Genomic DNA, 17,181 nt, shown 5'->3' with positions numbered 1-17,181 from the left:
AAGTAAGGGAGACTTGCGTTGAGTCAGAATATTCGAGTCGCGGTAGATACCGGCGGTACGTTCACAGACATATGTATCGTCGATGAGGAGACAGGCAAGATCTCGATCGAGAAAACGTCGTCGACGCCCGGTGATCCAATCCGGGGCATTATCGATGGCGTTGAGAAGGCCGGGATAGACCTCAACACCGTCAATCTTTTTTGCCATGGGACGACAGTTGCGACAAACGCACTGATTACCCGCAACCTGCCGAGGACGGTTATCATCTCCACGGAAGGTTTCCGCGACGTCCTCGAAATCCGCCGCGGCGTCCGGGAAGATATCTGGGACGCGTACAAGGATCTGGCTCCGGCGCACGTGAAGCGCCGCGACCGCCTGACAGTCGAGGAACGCGTCGATGCGACGGGCAAGATCCTGACCCGCTTAAACGAAGAGCAGGCGCGCAAGATCGCAAAGATAGTCAAGCGCCGCGAAGTCGGTGCCGTCGCGATCTGCTTCATAAACGCATATCTGAACGGTCAAAACGAACAGCGCATGCGGGAAATTATTCTGGAGGAAATGCCTGGGGTTCCGGTCTCGATCTCATCTGAGGTACTGCCGGAAATCTCCGAATACGAGCGCTTCGTTACGACGGTAATCAACGCCGCGACAAGCCCCGTGGTCAGTGACTACGTCTCGCGCCTTGGCGATTATCTCGCCGAGCGCGGCTACAAGAGGGACCTGCTGCTGCTTCACAGCGGCGGCGGCGTGATGACGCCCGCCAGCGTGCGCCAGTTCTCGGCCCGGCTTGCAGGCTCCGGCATTGCCGCTGGCGCGCTCGCCTCGCGTCATGTGGCCATGCTTGCAGGTTTCCAGAATTCCATCGGCCTCGACATGGGCGGCACATCCACCGACGTGTCGATGACCTATGGCGGCGACATCCGGGTCACGCGCGACTGGCATATCGAATGGGGCTACCCCATCCGCTTCCCAGCGATCGAGGTGCTGACGATCGGCGCCGGCGGTGGTTCACTGGCCTGGACCGACCCGGCAGGTTCCCTGCACAACGGCCCCCAGTCCGCTGGCTCCAATCCGGGTCCGGCCTGCTACGACAAGGGTAACAGCCAGGCGACCAACACCGACGCCAACGTCGTTCTGGGACGACAGGGACCTGTTCTTGCCGGCGGCAAGATCACGCTGAACGCCGAACTCGCGAAGAAGGCGGTCGACGTCGTCGCGACACAGCACAACTATACCCGCGAAGCGGCGGCCGATGCCATCATTCGCGTCGCCAATGCGAATATGGCCGATGCCGTCCGGTTGATCTCCGTGGCGCGTGGTTATGATCCGCGCGACTTTGCCCTGGTGGCATTCGGTGGCGCCGGCGCCCTTCATGGTGTCGATGTCGCGCGCGAACTTTCGATCCCCGTCGTCATCGTTCCGCCCAACCCGGGCGTGACGTCGGCATGGGGATGCCTGCTGGTCGATGTGCAGCACGACTTTGCCGAAAGCTATCTGAAGCCCGCCCATGAGGTCGAGCCTGCGGATCTCGAAGCTGCATTCCGGCGACTGGAGACGACGGCGATCGAACGCCTGCATCACGAAGGCATTTCCGATGACCGCATCGTGCTGCAGCGATCGATCGACATGATGTACGAGGGCCAGTGGCGAACGCTGACGATCTCGGCGCCGGGCACCATCACCGGCACCGAGCAACTGACTTCACTGTTCCACCTGGAATACGAACGCGAGTATGACTATCGTCGCGACGATACCCCGGTTGACTTCTTCCGCATCAACCTGAAGGCGATCGGCCAGGTCGAAAAGGCCGAACTTCCCGTCTACGAACTCGTCGGCGGCGTGGCTGAACCCAAGACATACAGAGACGTGTGGTTTGGTGGCACCGAGGCACTCAATACGCCGATCTTCGATCGTGACCGCCTTGCTCCGGGAATGGAAATCGCAGGACCGGCCATCGTCGAACAGTTCGACTCGACGATTGTCGTTCCGCCCCGTTCGACCGCGGCAATGGACAAGTTCCGCAATCTCATCATCCGCCTGGAAGACTAAGCCCATGAACGCTCTTTCTCAAACACGCGCAGCGCTGGACCCTGTCACCTTCGAGGTCCTCAACAACGCCTTCATCTCCGCCGTCAACCAGATGGCGGAGCAGGTGATCAAGACTTGCCATTCATTCGTCGTGTTCAACCGTGACTTCTCGTGCACGACACATGACGCCGAGGGCAATCTTCTGGCGGTCGGCAATCAGGATCTTGCGGGTCACATCGGCACGATGCCATTCACCTGCAAGGCGGTGATCGATGTTTTCGCCGGCGATATCCATGACGGCGACGTCTTCATCGTCAACGATCCTTATATCGGTGGAACGCATGTCTGCGACACGCGCATCATTCGCCCGATCTTTGCCGGGGGCAAACTGATCGCCTGGGCCCAGGCCAACGGCCACTGGACGGATGTCGGTGGCCCGATGCCCGGTTCGATGAACGTCAACGCCACCGACATGTTCGCCGAGGGCCTGCGCATTCCGCCGACCCGTATCTGGCACAAGGGCAGGTTCCTTCAGGACGTCGCCAACTTCGTGGCCCAGAACACGCGCGCTCCGGCCGACATCATCGGCGACATTCGGGCGCAGGCGGAAGCGACACGTGTCGCTGAGCGCGAGATGACCCGGCTCGTCGAGAAATACAGCCGCGAAACCGTCGAACAGGCGATCCAGGAAGTGCAGGACTATGTCGAGCGCTCCCTGCGTCAGCGTCTTGCCGATATTCCGGATGGTGAATGGAGCGCCGTCGACTACTTCGACCGCGACCCGAGCACCAATGCGGATGGCATGATCCCGGTAAAACTGAAGATGACGAAACGCGGCACCACGCTCGTTTACGACTTCACCGGCACGAATCCATGCCTGAATACGCTTTTCAACATGGGCTTTGGCGCAAGCATTTCGGGCGTCATCGGCGCGATGAAAACGTTCTTTCCGGACCTGCCGCTCAATGGCGGCTTCTACCGGGTGACCGAATTCATCCAGCCTGAAGGCACGATGATCAATGCACAATGGCCTGTTGCGACACAGGGCTATGTGATGGTTCTGCAGAAGATCTATCAGGCGACCAGCGAAATCTGGTCGGCGGTTCTTCCGGATCTGGCGCGCGGTTGTGCCTTCGCGATGGAGTTCCTTCTTTCAGGCGGCATAGACAACAATACCGCAGACAGGAAAAGCTTCCTCTACTACGACTGGATCGCAGGTGGCTGGGGCGGCCGCAATGGTCTCGATGGTGCCAACGTCTATACCTTCACCGCAGGCGCCGGCTTGGCAATCCAACAGGTCGAACCCCAGGAGAGACTTCTTCCTCTCATCGTCGTGAACAGCGAAATCCAGACGGATTCCGGTGGGCCTGGCAAATGGCGTGGTGGCGTCGGCCTTGTGAAATCGTCTCGCTGGACAGAAATCGATCAGGTCCGCATGTCCTTCATTCACGACCGCGAACGCGCTGTTCCGTGGGGGATCAACGGTGGTCTGCCGGGATCGCCAGCCGGTCTGACGATCGTGAGAAACGGCAGCGAGGATGTCGAATGGTTCGGCACCAATATTTCGGGTATTGAAGTGGCCACCGGCGACCTCATTTCCCGGCCTTCCGGTGGCGGCGGCGGCCAGGGCGACCCCCTCGAGCGTGATCCCGAGGCCGTTCTCGAAGACGTCATCGACGACTATGTATCGATCGAACGTGCCCGCAAGGACTATGGCGTGGTGATCCGACCTGTCGATCCCGACATTTGCGAGTACGAACTTGACCTGGAGGCCACAAAGGCCGAGCGCGAAAGCCAGCGCCGGACACGGCTCGAGAAGCTTGCAACCGATCCCGAGACGGTTGCCGCGATGTATCGTTCAGGCGAAATCGACGCTCTGGACGTTGTCCGGCATTATGCCTGCGTGCTCGACTGGCGCGATGGAAGCCTTCTGCCGAAATCGACGGTGACCTATCGCGAACACTACAGGCGTTGCTGCGTAGACCACTGGGCAGCCGCATAATCAAAACCATCAACGACCATCGCCAGGAGGTCCTGGCGATGGTCGATTTCCGAGCCTGACGAATGCCGATATGCGGCGACCACTCGATGCCGGAAGCCAAAAATGCAAGGCTTCGCCGATCTGCGATGTTCCTTTCAGCATACCCCTTTGGACCGATGGAAGGGCCGGAGGATAAAACTTAAGTTTTCTTGGCTGTGGAACCGCGGAACTTAGGCTGCGGCTTCACGTGTTGGCTGCAGATCGATGCGAAAACGCATGCAATTTCGCTTTGAATAACCGATAAGGAATCGACAATGCCCGGTGGTTTCGATGGATATGGCGCGCCAGAAAACGTACCTCTCGCGTTCTCGAGACGCCGGCTTCTTGAAGGTTCCGTTGCCGCCCTGGCATGCTTGACGACAAGTGGCCTGGCATCAACGACTTCAGCAGCTGCATCAGAAGAAAGGAAAACAATTCAAGTGGGTAGCGCAAATTTTGCACTTACGGATGACAATCTCGAAATCTATTTCGAGGTAAAGGGCGAAGGCAAAACCATTGTCTTCGTGCCAGGCTATTTCGGCATTCACGACATCTGGACCTCGCAGACGAACAGCCTTTCGAAAAGCTACCGCACGGTCGCTTACGACAGCCGCGGATACGGAAGCTCGGCGAAACCCCTGGATGCGGCATCCTATAGCATTCCCAGGCATGCGGAAGATCTGAAGGCCGTTCTGGACGCCGCCGGCGTGACAGAGCCGGTCGTTCTGGTCGCACACTCGATCGGTGGTAACATTGCCTCGACCTTCGCATTCAAATACCCGGATCGGGTCGCCGGCCTCGTTTACGCCGGATGCTATATCGACGGCAAACAGATGCGTGACAGCGGCATGTCGGTTGACATGGTGGCCAATGCAGTTGCGACGCCGTCCGGCGCGATCGCCTTCTACAAGCCTTTCGGCGTAACGGATGTTGTCGGAGCAGAAGCCGGAAAATGGCCGGCACACTCTCTGAAAGCCAATGCCGCCGCCTTCCTGAACCACGACATGGCGGAACAATATGCCTCGATCAAGGCTCCGGCCCTGATCATTCAGGGAGCCGATGATGTTCCGAACCCGGTCGAGCCTTTCGCCACGTCGTTGCAAAAGGCACTGCAGGGCTCACGGCTCGAAATCCTTCCCGGTGTGAACCACTTCCCCTCGCTTGAAGCGCCGGAGAAGGTGGCCGCACTGATCGAAGAACACGCGAAGAGAAGCTTCGGCTCCCTCTGATAATTTACCAATACGTCCTCCCAGGATGGTGCGGCCGTTCTTCCTAAAACGTGAGGGCGGTCGCATTTTTTTACATACCCCCTCAAGGGTTGGGTATCATCTCGCATCCCTTCGAACTCGGCAGAGGTCGGTGATTCAGCCGTCGAGTTGTCTTGCCGCTGAACTGATACCAATTGTCGATGCGCGACGTAGGTCGTAGCCACAGCGGACACAGTAGTTTTGCGACACCAGTTCGGCTTGGTCAGAGACCGCAAAGCAGCTGTGGCAGGACGGACACCGTTTGGGCAATCGACAGCCATGCTTCGAACGTGAAAACCGGGTTGCCAGTCGCCATGTCCGCCGAAAATATGGAGCAGAACTGCAGCGATGTTGAAGCTGTCCGATGCCCGCCATTGCGAAGTCGGAACAGGAGCTGGCACGGCAGCGCGTGTGGTGACATCATGGCCGCTGGCTCATCGTGCGCGATACTGGTCGTGGCGCTCAGCAGCTTTGCGATGTCGGCCGGCATTCGATCAAGGGCCTGCGACCACATCACTGAATTGCGCCCTAGCACGCGAGCGAAGGCTAGAGGCGCAACATCATTGGCATATACAAGACAGTGCAGCCAGCTCGACAACAACTCGACTGCTTGGGAGCGCGACGATGACGGGCAAGCGGTCAGAAACAACGTCATTATATCGTCAACGGGGCCTAACTAACGGCGCGTGCGCGTCGGCCGTCGTCATAGAGGAAATTCTCGCAGAGCAGAGTTGCGCCACTGCGGGAGGGGCAAATGGCGCAGGTCGTCGATGCTTAGACTTGCTGATATGCGTTCAGTCCCGGATATGATCGCCACAATGGCGGACTTTGTGACGATCTCGCCGATCAAGCTCTCCGACAGGCTGAATATCCGCCACACCAACGCGTCGTTGGACAAATCGGAGTTTTCGGCGAGCGGCTATGCGGCCTCGATACTGTCGAGCATCATCAGATAGTTTTCGTCACATTGCCAGCGCGGGACTGCCACCAGATCGAAGCGGCTCGCTATCTCGCTTGTGGCGTTGATATAGTTGCAGGCCGCCACCTCGCCGATCACCACCGGCGAGATGGCGTACTGGAGGCCGATACGCTGCAGGAAGGCAAAGACGCCTTCGACGTCGCGGGCACGGCCCTGCAACGCATTGTGAAACTCGTCGAGAATCATCACCTTCGGTTTGAGGCCGAATAGCAAGTCATCGAGTTGATCTGCCTTGCGGCGAAACTCCCATAACGATAGGCGGTGTGCCCTTCGTGAAGCTGATGCCATTTCGAAACTGGCCTCGTGAACTCTGATCGCCGTCTCGATTGCGGATTTCTGATTTAGTTGGCTTTGTCGAGATCGCCAGCAAGATGGAAGAGCCGCGGCGCGGGATCTTCAAATCATCTACTACCTCCACCATCCACAGCACCCGAAGAGATAGCATCAGCTCTCATCGGAGCATTGTCGCAACTGATCCATGGTGCCGCAGATTTGTCTGTTTAAGACAAGTGCCATGACCACGGCAGTCAAGCACTCGCCTAGGTGACTTCTTAATGTTCACGTCAGCCCAAAGCCGGTAATGGCATTTTGTATCGAAAGATGTCACCCGCCCTGCTCAACGGAGGGATGTTATGACTAATACAACGCTTGCCAAAAGCATCGTCCGAATCATCGTCTCTGGTCTGATGGCAAGCTTAGTTATGTCTACGTCAGTTGGTGCGGAAAATTCGAAGCAATTCAACACACGCGTTGGCGACATTGTTGCCGAGGCTACTGCAAAGAAAACCACGGTCGAAATGTGCGCCAACGAATTCGGCGTTGTGGCTGCGCGCGTCAAGGGAGCGGAAATTTTATCAACGAATGTAATGCCGCAGGCGGCGACTGCGAAGTCGTGGCATTGGAAAACTTTCTCTCCACGGACCTGACGACCTGCGTGCCGAGCAGGCCAGCGATCTTGTAACGCACGCACCCGAATTGCACCGCTTTGTGAGCGGGATATGGCGCTGGCCTGTATTTCAGGGACCAAGGCTTCAGGCTACCGGCCAGATGTCGAATGAACCGCCCCGGCTTCGGCGGCAGCCACCCCCAACTTGGAAATCATTCGCAAGGGCGGGTTCCAAGAGCGACCGCAGCGGTATCCGCAATGGATCGGTTACCGCCAAGCCTCTTTCTTTAAGCCGCGTTTCAGCGGCTTGCAGCGGACGGGAGGAAGGTATCCGTACAAGGCTCCTGACCAAGGACAACGGTCTTGTCGGTGGGCCATTCGTTGGCGATGCACCTCGCAGGGCACGCCGTACTGGAGTGTCCGCCCAGTTGGCGGCATGGAATCGTGGGGTCGCCCGGCCGCAGAGCGGTGTGGACAGATCCCGGCATCGAAAATGACTTTGGAGATGAATATGACGACCGGTTACTTGTGGCATGAACTGTTCGGTTGGGTCGATACCGGTGGTGGCTCGATGACGCCGTCCGATGTGCTCAATGGTCTCCAGCCGATCTCGCACCATTTCGCGCATGCCGACAACAAGCGCCGTATGCATGAACTCGTGATGGTCAGCGGGCTCGGCGACAAGCTGATCCGGATCAAAGCCCGGCCGGCGACGAAGGAAGAGCTGCTGCGTGCCCATACCCGAGACTATGTTGAGCGGATCATCCATGAAAGCACGCTGCCCAAGGGCGGCGACGCCGGAGATGGGATCACTTCGTTCGGCAAGGGCGGATACGGGATCTGCGCGTTGGCCGCCGGCGGTGCGCTCGAGATGGTGGAAGCTGTCGTCAAGGGTAACATTCGCAACGGCTATGCGCTGGTCAATCCCTGCGGGCACCATGCAGTCTCGGAAGTCGGCATGGGCTTCTGTGTCTTCAACAATGTTGCTGTCGCCGCCAAACACGCCCAGCAGGTGCTGGGCGTCAAGCGGATCGCGATCGTCGATTGGGACGTTCATCATGGTAATGGCACCCAGTCGATCTTCTGGAGCGACCCGAACGTGCTGACCATTTCGATCCACCAGGACCGCAACTATCCGCCGAATTCGGGTTTCCATTCCGAGCGTGGCGGTCAGGGAGCCCTCAACACCAATATCAACATACCGCTGCCCCCTGGCACCGGCGATGCCGGCTATCTCGAAGCGATGGACAAGGTCATCGTACCGGCGCTTGAGCGGTTCGCTCCAGAGATCATCATCGTTGCCTCAGGTTTTGACGCCAGCGTTTTCGATCCGCTGGCACGGCAAATGGTGTCGGCCGAGGGCTTCGCCGAGATGACGAAGCGTCTCATGGCGGCCGCTGAACGGTGCTGCGGCGGCAAGCTCGCCATGGTTCAGGAAGGCGGCTACAGCATCCACTATGTGGCGATCTGCGGCGCGCTGACCATCAACGCGCTGGCCGGCTTCGAGCCGATGCGGGACGCGCTCAGCTTCGTCTTCGATCAGCAATACGGACGTCTCAAAATCGAGACGCATCAGGCGGAAGCAATTGAAAAAGCGGCGCAACTCGTGAGCGACGTCCCGACTCCAGCGTGATCCACCAACACGGCGTGCCATTGACGGCAGCGTGATCAGCCGAGCTGGACATGATGGTCAGCCAATCCAACCAACCAATAAGGGGAATAACCATGACCACCGTTACGCGACGCAATCTTCTAAAGACGCTTGGTACTGCCTCGGCCATGGCCGTCTGCGCGCCTTACCTCGCACGCGCGGCATCCGACACGATCAAGATTGGCGGCCTTCACGACCTCTCGGGCGCGCTCGATTCTACCGGCGTGCCGATGAACGACGTATTCAAGCTGGCAATCGACGAGATCAACCAGGCCGGCGGCCTGCTCGGCCGCCAGCTGGAAGCGATTACCTACGACCCGCAATCGAATATTTCTCTCTACTCCCAGTATGCAACCCAGATGGCATTGCAAGATAAGGTCGACGTCGTGCTGGGTGGCATCACGTCCTCCAGCCGTGAAGCGATCCGTCCCATTTTCAACCGCTACAAGACATTGTACTTCTACAGCACTCAGTACGAAGGCGGTGTGTGCGACGCCAACGAGATAACGCTCGGGACCACACCAGCCCAGACCGTCGCGCAGTTGATCCCCCATGGAATCAAGCTTTTCGGAAAGAAGGTCTACACGGTCGCCGCCGACTACAGCTACGGCCACATCACCGCGGCATGGGTGAAGCGCTACGTCGAGGAACATGGCGGCGAGGTGGTGCAGACAGAGTTCTTCCCGCTCGATGTCTCGCAGTTCGGCTCGACCGTGGCGAAGATCCAGGCAGCGAAGCCTGACTTCATCCTTTCGGCGCTGGTCGGTACGGCTCATCTCGGATTCTATCGGCAGTGGACGGCCGCCGGCATGAAAGCGCAGATCCCGATCATGTCGACGACCTTCGGCGCCGGTGGAACAGAGCAAGTCATTCTCACTCCCGAAGAAGGCGACGGTATCATTTCTTCCTTTGGTTACTTCGAAAAGCTGGACAATCCGGAAAACAAGAAGTTCATGGAAGCCGTCGCTGCCGCCTATCCCAAGCGGACCTGGGCCATGTCCGAAATATCGGAAGTCACCTACGAAAGCCTTACGATCTGGGCCGATGCGGTACGTGAGGCGGGCAGTCTTGACCGCGATGCCGTTCGCAAGGCGATGACCAGCGGCAAGACCTACACATTGCCGGCAGGCAATGTCAGCGTCGATCCGAAGACGCACCACTCGATCCGTGACGTCTACATCGCGGAACTGAAGAACCAGCAGTTCGAGATCAAGGAAAAGTTTGCGCAGGTCGCGTCTACCGACACGCAGGCGGTATGCGATCTGATCGCCAATCCGAACACTGCCAAGCAGTTCAAGATCGGCGCAGAATAAGGATACTGCGACAATGGACTATTGGATCATCGTAGCTCTGGAGATTTCCAGGGCTATTGCCTGGCTTGTTCTGATCTCGGCCGGACTGGCAGTTATTTTCGGGATGATGCGGATCATCAATTTCGCTCATGGCGAATTTCTGATGGTCGGTGCCTACACCGTGGTGCTCACGACAAAGGCAGGCATCAACCAGTGGGTCGCCATCCTCGTATTGGCGCCACTCGTCACCGGAATATTGGGTCTGGCCGTGGAACGGCTGATCATTCGACGGCTCTACGGACGAATACTCGACAGCCTTCTGGCAACCTGGGGATTGTCGATGCTGCTCGTCGGTGGTGTCACCGTCCTGTTCGGCAATACCGTGCAGGGAATATCGGCGCCGTTGGGCGGCATCAGCATCGGAACCTACCAGATTCCCGCCTATAATCTGCTGCTGATCGCAGCGGCCGTGGTGCTTCTGGCGGCAATATGGGTTGTGCTCAGATTCACCAGAATGGGCCTGATTGCCCGTGCGACGATGCAGAATCCTGATATGGCCGAGGCAATGGGAATACGAACGCATTGGGTCTATATGGCGACCTTCGGGATCGGCTCTGCCACTGCCGGCCTCGCCGGTGGGTTGCTTGCGCCCATGACGGGCGTCGTGCCGACCATGGGTGTAAACTTCGTCGCCCAGAGCTTCATTACCGTCATCACCGGCGGTACAGCCATTATCGCCGGAACGTCGTCGGCCTCCGTCCTTCTTGGCACGGTAAGCCAGGGAACCACCTTCTTAAGCGGCCCGGTCTATGGCGACGTCGCGTTGCTGTTCCTCGCGCTGGTGCTGTTGCGGATCCTGCCGCAGGGGATTACCGGCCGCATCTTCAAACGATCGCTGTAAGAGATCCACCATGAAACGCTCAGTCCTGCGGCAGCCCGGCCTTTACCTGACCGCTGCCATTGTTTTGACGCTGATGTTCGCACTGCCGGCCGTCAGCAACATGTTCACCGTCATGCAGACAACCCAGTATGTCGTGCTTGCCATATTCAGCCTGTCGCTGGCCTATATCTGGGGCTTCTGCGGCATTCTGAGCTTTGGCCAGGCCGCCTTCTTCGGGCTCGGGGCCTATACGTTCGCGGTTTCGTCGATCAACTTCGAGGAAACCACCTTCGCTTTCGTCCTGGCCTGCATCATTCCCGGCATCTTCGGCCTGATCGTTGGCTATTTCATGTTTTACGGGCGGCTGTCCGACGTCACGCTGGGAGTTGTGACCATGGTCATCTCCCTGATCTTCTGGAAGGTCGCCAACCATACCGCGGGTCCCGAATACAAGATCGGCAAGGCGCTGCTCGGCGGATATAACGGCATCCCGTCGATCCCGACGCTGACCATTCCCGGCCAGCCGGACACGCCGCTCGATCCGGTGCAGATGTTCCAGTTCTTCATGCTGCTGCTGCTGGTGGTCTATGTCGGTCTCAAGCTGCTGGTGGCCTCCCCCTATGGGCGGCTGATGATCGGGATCAGAGAGAACGAGACACGCGCCTCGCTTCTCGGCTACGACGTGCGCCTCAACAAGGTCATCGGCTTTTCGATCGGCTCGGCCATCGCCGGAATGGCCGGAGGAATGTGGGCCACCTATCAGAGCTTCATCGATCCCAACGTGTTCTCCCTGGAAATGTCGGCCAAGGCCCTGGTCTGGGTGCTTGCCGGTGGCGTGGGTACACTCGTCGGCCCGCTGATGGCCGCCGTAGGCCTTCAATGGCTGACGCTGAAGCTCGGGACGATGGAACTGGTCAACAGCATCGCCATTCTCGGCGCCATCATGATCGTTCTCGTCATGGTCCTGCCGCGGGGCGTCGTCCCGTCGATCCTCGGCTTGGCGGAAGGGTTCAAGGCAAGATGCAGATCGCAGACGGACGCGAAGCCGGCCCCCATTGCGGAAAGTAAGCCATGACAGGACAAGAAGAATTTATCCTCCAGACCAGGGGCCTGACAATGCGCTTCGGCGGTGTTACGGCCGTCGACGGCGTCGACTTCCAGTTGAAGCCGGGCGAACTCAGGTGCCTCCTCGGCCCGAATGGGGCGGGCAAATCCACCTTTTTCAAATGCCTTACCGGCCAGCTGCGACCCAGTCAGGGCGAGATACGTTTCGAGGGGCGGCCGATTACCGGCTGGAATACCCATGATATCGTGCGGCAGGGTGTGGGCATCAAGACGCAGGTCCCGAACGTGTTCGACGATGTCACGGCGTTCGAGAATGTCTGGCTTGCCGCGAAGCGACGCCATCGGAGCTCCGAGGCCGGCGACGTGGCGGAACACCACCTCAAGAAATGTGGAATCCTGCATCTTGCCGATGTGCGCGTCGGCATCATGAGCCACGGGCAGAGGCAGCTGGTCGAGCTGGCCATGGTTCTGGCTGGTGAGCCCAGACTGATCCTGCTGGACGAGCCGGCGGCCGGTGCGACCGGCCAGGAACGCGAGCGGCTGGCCGAGATCGTTCTCGCGGCCAAACAGGATGCGGCCATCATCGTGGTCGAACATGACATGGCCTTCATCAGGAAGATCGCGAACTACGTGACCGTGTTCAACAGGGGAGCGGTGTTTCGCGAGGCCATGCTGGATGACATCCTGGCCGACAAGGAGGTCCAGGAAATATACCTCGGGAAGAAATCACATGCCGCTGCTTGAAGTCACATCCCTGTCCGCAGCCTATGGCTCTGTACCGGCTCTCCACCGGGTCGATTTTGTGGTCAACGCCGGAGAAATTGTCGGCATTCTCGGCCATAACGGCATGGGTAAGACGACGCTCATGCGGTCAATCATGGGTTTCGTCAGGACGACCGGCGGCGATATCCGCTATGACGGCCGCTCCATCACGGGCCTGTCGGTCAATGCCCGCGCGCGCGCCGGCATCGGTTTCGTGCCCCAGGGTCGGCAGATATTCCCGAACCTCAGCGTCGAAGAAAACCTGCATGTCGGTATTCGGCAGGATCGGGTCTCTGCCGCGAAAAAGGCGGACGAAATCGTCGCATTGTTTCCCCGGCTGAAGCGATTGCTGGATCGGCAGGGTGCAGCACTGTCCGGCGGGGAGCAGCAACTGCTGGCGCTGGCGAGGTGCCTTTGCACCAACCCGAGACTGATCCTGCTTGACGAGCCCACCGAAGGTATCCAGCCCAACATCCTCGATGAAATCACCGAAACGCTTCTCGGGCTGATGAAGGGAACGGAAATGGCGATTGTTCTTGTCGAACAGAATGTCGATTTCATCGCCGGACTGGCCAGCCGGGTCTACGCTCTCTCCAATGGCGTGGTCGAACGCGAATTGCCCCGAGAGCATTTGACGGACCCCGTAAAGGTCAACCAGTTCATTGGTTTTGCTTGACTATCGTCATACCCTCATAATCTTGGCCGTCATCCTGTTGTGGCAGGATGACGGCCGAGCGACGATCCCCCTTCGGAATGCGGACCTCTGCCCAGCAGACCAAGTGCCCTCATCCCGTCACTACAGCAAGCCACGGGACAAAATGTGAAGATTGACGACGTCAATCGCGACGCCTGCAAGGCGTGCAGTCTGCGCGAACGGTGCACGAAGAGTTACGTCGCGTGTCGTATCTTGAGAACGAGGCCGGGCTTGATCGCATGGCGGCACGTCTTGCCGCTCTCTCGGACTTTCTGGAAACGGCGAAGGCGTGGAACATCTGTCCAGTACGAACAAGCTATGGATGAACCAGGGTGCGTTCCTGATGCGGCGATTGGAAAATGTCCCGGCGAGTTCGATTTTACGGCGCTTCCCTACAACATAAAAAGCACCAACACCCTGGGAGGCGTGATCGCCGCCTTGAAAGCATGATCCGCGAAAAACGGCCTTCCAAGCGCAGCAATCCCCCGGAAAGACCTCACTTGACGTGATCACTCGCCCAAAACGCCGATATGCCAACAATATCCGCATCAAATGACAGCAAACTCCCGAAGAACCTTAAGCCCGTCGAGCTATAAGACAGTCTGCATACGTTATTTGACGTTTAGATTTATCCTATCGGCGGCTCGGTGCTCGTCAACGCCATGCCCTGACCGGCCCCCAAGTGGATCGCCGAACACGGCGATCCCGCAATAGATCGATCAAACGCTCAGGCAGAGGTACTTGATTTCGACGTAATCATCGATCCCGTACTTGGATCCCTCGCGCCCCTGGCCGGATTGCTTGATGCCGCCAAACGGGGCGACTTCGGTCGAGATGAGACCCGTATTGATTCCGATCATCCCGTATTCGAGTTCCTCCGCAACGCGGAAGATTTTCGAGACGTCGCGGGAATAGAAGTAGGACGCCAGTCCGAACTCCGTATCGTTTGCCATCTCGATGACATCCTCCTCGGTATCGAACCTGAAAAGCGGTGCGACCGGTCCAAATGTTTCCTCACGAGCAACCTTCATCTCAGAGGTGACACCCGTCAGGATCGTCGGCTCGAAGAAAAGCTCGCCTTTTTCGTGACGACGGCCTCCGGTCGAAACAACGGCACCCTTCGCGATCGCGTCGGCAATGTGTTCTTCAACTTTCCTGATGGCCTTGTCGTTGATCAGAGGGCCGGCGGCAACGTCCGCCTCGAAGCCGTCACCAACCTTGAGCGCCGCGACTTTCCTAGCAAGCTTTTCTGCAAACGCATCATAGACGCCTGCCTGAACATAAAGGCGATTTGCGCAGACGCATGTCTGACCGTTGTTCCGATATTTCGAAACCATCGCCCCTTCGACCGCCGCATCGAGATCGGCATCGTCGAACACGATGAACGGCGCGTTTCCGCCAAGCTCAAGCCCCAGCTTCATGATCTGCTCGGCACCCTGCCGCATCAGTATCTTGCCGACGCCGGTGGAGCCGGTGAAGGTCAGCTTGCGCACCCTGTCGTTTTCGGTGAATTCCTTTCCGACGGCAACCGAGTCCGTGGAGGTGATCACGCTGAAGATGCCGGCGGGCAGCCCGGCACGCTCGGCGAGCAAGGCGAGCGCCAATGCGGAAAGAGGCGTCTCCGCAGCCGGTTTGGAAACCATCGCGCAACCGGCCGCAACGGCAGGCGCAAACTTCCGGGCGAGCATGGCGTTCGGGAAGTTCCATGGCGTGATCGCCGCGACCACGCCGATCGGCTGCTTGATGACGACAATGCGCTTGTCAGGCTGATGCCCCGGGATGGTATCGCCATAAACGCGCTTGGCTTCTTCTCCGAACCATTCGACATATGACGCGCCGTAGAGGATCTCGCCCTTTGCTTCCGCAATGGGCTTTCCCATTTCCATGGTCAGGATTGTTGCAAGATCATCCGCATTGGCGACCATCATGTCGAAGAGCCTGCGCAGAATAACGGCGCGCTCTTTTGCGGTTTTCTTCTTCCACTGCTTCTGTGCCTTGTAGGCATGCACGATCGCTCGAGCGGTCTCGGCGCGGTTCATATCCGGCAAGGTCGCGATGACCTCGCCGTTGGCCGGATTCGTGACGTCGAAGGTCGCACCGCTTTCACTGCGTGCAATCCACTCGCCCGCGATAAGAGCCTTGTCTGTCGCCAGCGAGGGATCTTTGAGCCTTGAGATGAGAGTGTTTGAAATTGCCATGACTACGCTCCCGCGCATTCGCGCAAGGTTTCTTCCAAAATGTCAAGTGCTTCCGCGTAGACATTGTCTTCAATGGTCAGCGGCGCAAGGAAGCGGACCACGTTTCCATAGACGCCGCAGGTCAGAAGAATGAGGCCTTTCGACAAGGCCGTTTCGCGCACCTTGTTGGTGAACTCGGCATTGGGTGTCGTCGTGCCCGGAATGTTGAATTCGACGGCATTCATGAAGCCCGGACCACGGATGTCTGCAATTTGCGGAACCGGTCCGACCAGTGACTGAAGGCGCTGCTTCAGACGGGCACCGAGCTGCTCGGCTCGCTCGTTGAGCTTTTCCTCTTCGATGATGTCCAGAACGGCGTTGCCCGCAGCGATGCCGATCGGATTGCCGCCGTAAGTGCCGCCCAGGCCGCCAGGACCGGGAGCATCCATGATATCGGCACGCCCCGTCACGGCTGCGATCGGAAAACCGCCACCAAGTCCCTTGGCCATCGTCGTCAGGTCCGCGGCGATGCCGAAATGCTCCATCGCGAATGTCTTGCCCGTCCGAGCAAAACCTGTCTGCACTTCGTCGGCGATCAGCAGAATTCCGTGCTTGTCGGCAAGTTCACGCAGTCTCAGCATGAATGCGCGCGGAACCTCGTAGAAACCACCCTCACCTTGCACCGGCTCGATGATAAAGGCGGCAACACGGTTGGGGTCGACATCCGCCTTGAAAAGCTTGTCGAGCACGCCGAGCGAGTCCTCGACAGTCGTTCCATGCAACTCGGTGGGGAACGGCACATGGAAGACGTCGGGCATCATGGCGCCGAAACCCGTCTTGTAGGGCACAACTTTACCCGTAAGGGTCATGCCCATAAAGGTGCGACCATGGAAACCGCCCGTAAATGCGATGACCGCGGAGCGGTTTGTCGCGGCACGCGCAATTTTGACCGCATTTTCCACCGCTTCCGCGCCGGTGGTGACGAAAACCGTCTTTTTCTTGAAATTCCCGGGAACGAGATCGTTCAGCCGCTCGGCGAGCCGGACATAGTTTTCATAAGGAACAACCTGATGGCAGGTATGGGTGAAGCGATCGAGCTGATCCTTGACGGCTTCGATGACCTTGGGGTGGCGGTGCCCCGTGTTGACGACCGCGATGCCGGCCGCGAAATCGATATAGCGGCGGCCTTCGACATCCCAGATTTCGGCATTGCGTGCCGTCTCGGCATAGACCTGCGTGGTCACGCCCACGCCGCGCGAAATTGCGTCTGCCCGTCGTGCGCAAATCTCGGTGTTCAACATGTGTAAGCTCCAATTGTTAAATGCGCGCCATATTCTTTTAGGCGCTCCCCAAGTGCCGATTGCGGAGCTCGGCCTCTTGCAAAACCAGTGCCCGCAAACTGCGGCCTAAAATCCGTTTGTGTCGCAGACGTCCGCGATGCCGGCTAGGACATAGTCAGGGTGCCCGCGCACGGATCACAACGAAAAGTTTAGCGGATGA

At 58.6% G+C, this 17,181-nt stretch carries 14 protein-coding genes; 10 read left to right on the top strand and 4 right to left on the bottom strand.

Annotated features, from left to right (window positions below; all coding sequences use genetic code 11):
* Positions 1-18: 18 nt before the first annotated feature.
* The 3 genes from ACIQUH_RS11770 (at position 19) to ACIQUH_RS11760 (ending at position 5,277) form a co-directional block, all read left to right on the top strand.
* Positions 19-2,049, top strand: a complete 2,031-nt coding sequence (locus ACIQUH_RS11770; protein WP_400815070.1) for a hydantoinase/oxoprolinase family protein — start codon at positions 19-21, stop codon at positions 2,047-2,049.
* 4 nt (positions 2,050-2,053) lie between these two features.
* Entirely contained in the window at positions 2,054-4,030 is a 1,977-nt protein-coding gene (locus ACIQUH_RS11765; RefSeq protein ID WP_400815068.1) for a hydantoinase B/oxoprolinase family protein, read from the top strand.
* 458 nt (positions 4,031-4,488) lie between these two features.
* Positions 4,489-5,277, top strand: a complete 789-nt coding sequence (locus ACIQUH_RS11760; RefSeq protein WP_400815066.1) for an alpha/beta fold hydrolase — start codon at positions 4,489-4,491, stop codon at positions 5,275-5,277.
* Between the two features lie 241 nt (positions 5,278-5,518).
* On the opposite strand, the gene ACIQUH_RS11755 is transcribed toward ACIQUH_RS11760, so the two are convergent.
* Both ACIQUH_RS11755 and ACIQUH_RS11750 read right to left on the bottom strand, forming a co-directional pair.
* Positions 5,519-5,950 carry a hypothetical protein gene (locus ACIQUH_RS11755; protein ID WP_400815063.1) on the bottom strand — a complete coding sequence of 144 codons (432 nt, stop codon included), beginning with the start codon at positions 5,948-5,950 and terminating at the stop codon, positions 5,519-5,521.
* Positions 5,951-6,214: 264 nt separating this feature from the next.
* The gene (locus ACIQUH_RS11750) at positions 6,215-6,562 is read right to left on the bottom strand and encodes a TniB family NTP-binding protein (protein WP_400815061.1); all 348 of its coding nucleotides are present in this window, start codon (positions 6,560-6,562) and stop codon (positions 6,215-6,217) included.
* Positions 6,563-6,906: 344 nt separating this feature from the next.
* On the opposite strand from ACIQUH_RS11750, the gene ACIQUH_RS11745 reads away from it, so the two are divergent.
* The 7 genes from ACIQUH_RS11745 (at position 6,907) to ACIQUH_RS11715 (ending at position 13,486) form a co-directional block, all read left to right on the top strand.
* Entirely contained in the window at positions 6,907-7,200 is a 294-nt protein-coding gene (locus ACIQUH_RS11745) for a hypothetical protein (protein ID WP_400815059.1), read from the top strand.
* Positions 7,201-7,671: 471 nt separating this feature from the next.
* The gene (locus tag ACIQUH_RS11740) at positions 7,672-8,793 is read left to right on the top strand and encodes a class II histone deacetylase (protein WP_400815057.1); all 1,122 of its coding nucleotides are present in this window, start codon (positions 7,672-7,674) and stop codon (positions 8,791-8,793) included.
* 92 nt (positions 8,794-8,885) lie between these two features.
* The gene (locus ACIQUH_RS11735; protein ID WP_400815055.1) at positions 8,886-10,124 is read left to right on the top strand and encodes a transporter substrate-binding protein; all 1,239 of its coding nucleotides are present in this window, start codon (positions 8,886-8,888) and stop codon (positions 10,122-10,124) included.
* A gap of 13 nt (positions 10,125-10,137) precedes the next feature.
* Positions 10,138-11,004, top strand: coding sequence for a branched-chain amino acid ABC transporter permease (locus ACIQUH_RS11730; RefSeq protein ID WP_400815053.1), 867 nt, complete (start codon positions 10,138-10,140; stop codon positions 11,002-11,004).
* Positions 11,005-11,014: 10 nt separating this feature from the next.
* The gene (locus ACIQUH_RS11725) at positions 11,015-12,058 is read left to right on the top strand and encodes a branched-chain amino acid ABC transporter permease (RefSeq protein WP_400815051.1); all 1,044 of its coding nucleotides are present in this window, start codon (positions 11,015-11,017) and stop codon (positions 12,056-12,058) included.
* Positions 12,055-12,792: an ABC transporter ATP-binding protein gene (locus ACIQUH_RS11720; RefSeq protein WP_400815049.1), complete on the top strand. Its 738-nt coding sequence runs from the start codon at positions 12,055-12,057 to the stop codon at positions 12,790-12,792. Before ACIQUH_RS11725 ends, ACIQUH_RS11720 begins: the two co-directional genes overlap by 4 nt.
* Positions 12,779-13,486 (top strand): ABC transporter ATP-binding protein, encoded by a 708-nt coding sequence (locus tag ACIQUH_RS11715; protein WP_400815047.1) that lies wholly within the window; start codon positions 12,779-12,781, stop codon positions 13,484-13,486. Before ACIQUH_RS11720 ends, ACIQUH_RS11715 begins: the two co-directional genes overlap by 14 nt.
* 737 nt (positions 13,487-14,223) lie before the next feature.
* Here ACIQUH_RS11715 and ACIQUH_RS11710 read toward each other — a convergent pair.
* Both ACIQUH_RS11710 and ACIQUH_RS11705 read right to left on the bottom strand, forming a co-directional pair.
* Entirely contained in the window at positions 14,224-15,702 is a 1,479-nt protein-coding gene (locus tag ACIQUH_RS11710) for an NAD-dependent succinate-semialdehyde dehydrogenase (RefSeq protein WP_400815044.1), read from the bottom strand.
* A 2-nt stretch (positions 15,703-15,704) separates the two neighbouring features.
* The gene (locus ACIQUH_RS11705; RefSeq protein WP_400815042.1) at positions 15,705-16,982 is read right to left on the bottom strand and encodes a 4-aminobutyrate--2-oxoglutarate transaminase; all 1,278 of its coding nucleotides are present in this window, start codon (positions 16,980-16,982) and stop codon (positions 15,705-15,707) included.
* Between the last annotated feature and the right edge of the window lie 199 nt (positions 16,983-17,181).

It is taken from the genome of Agrobacterium sp. NPDC090283 (assembly GCF_044769685.1).
In the GTDB taxonomy this organism is placed as follows: domain Bacteria; phylum Pseudomonadota; class Alphaproteobacteria; order Rhizobiales; family Rhizobiaceae; genus Agrobacterium.
The sequence above is the reverse complement of the archived record's forward strand: the minus strand, read 5'-3'. Positions and strand labels throughout refer to the sequence as shown.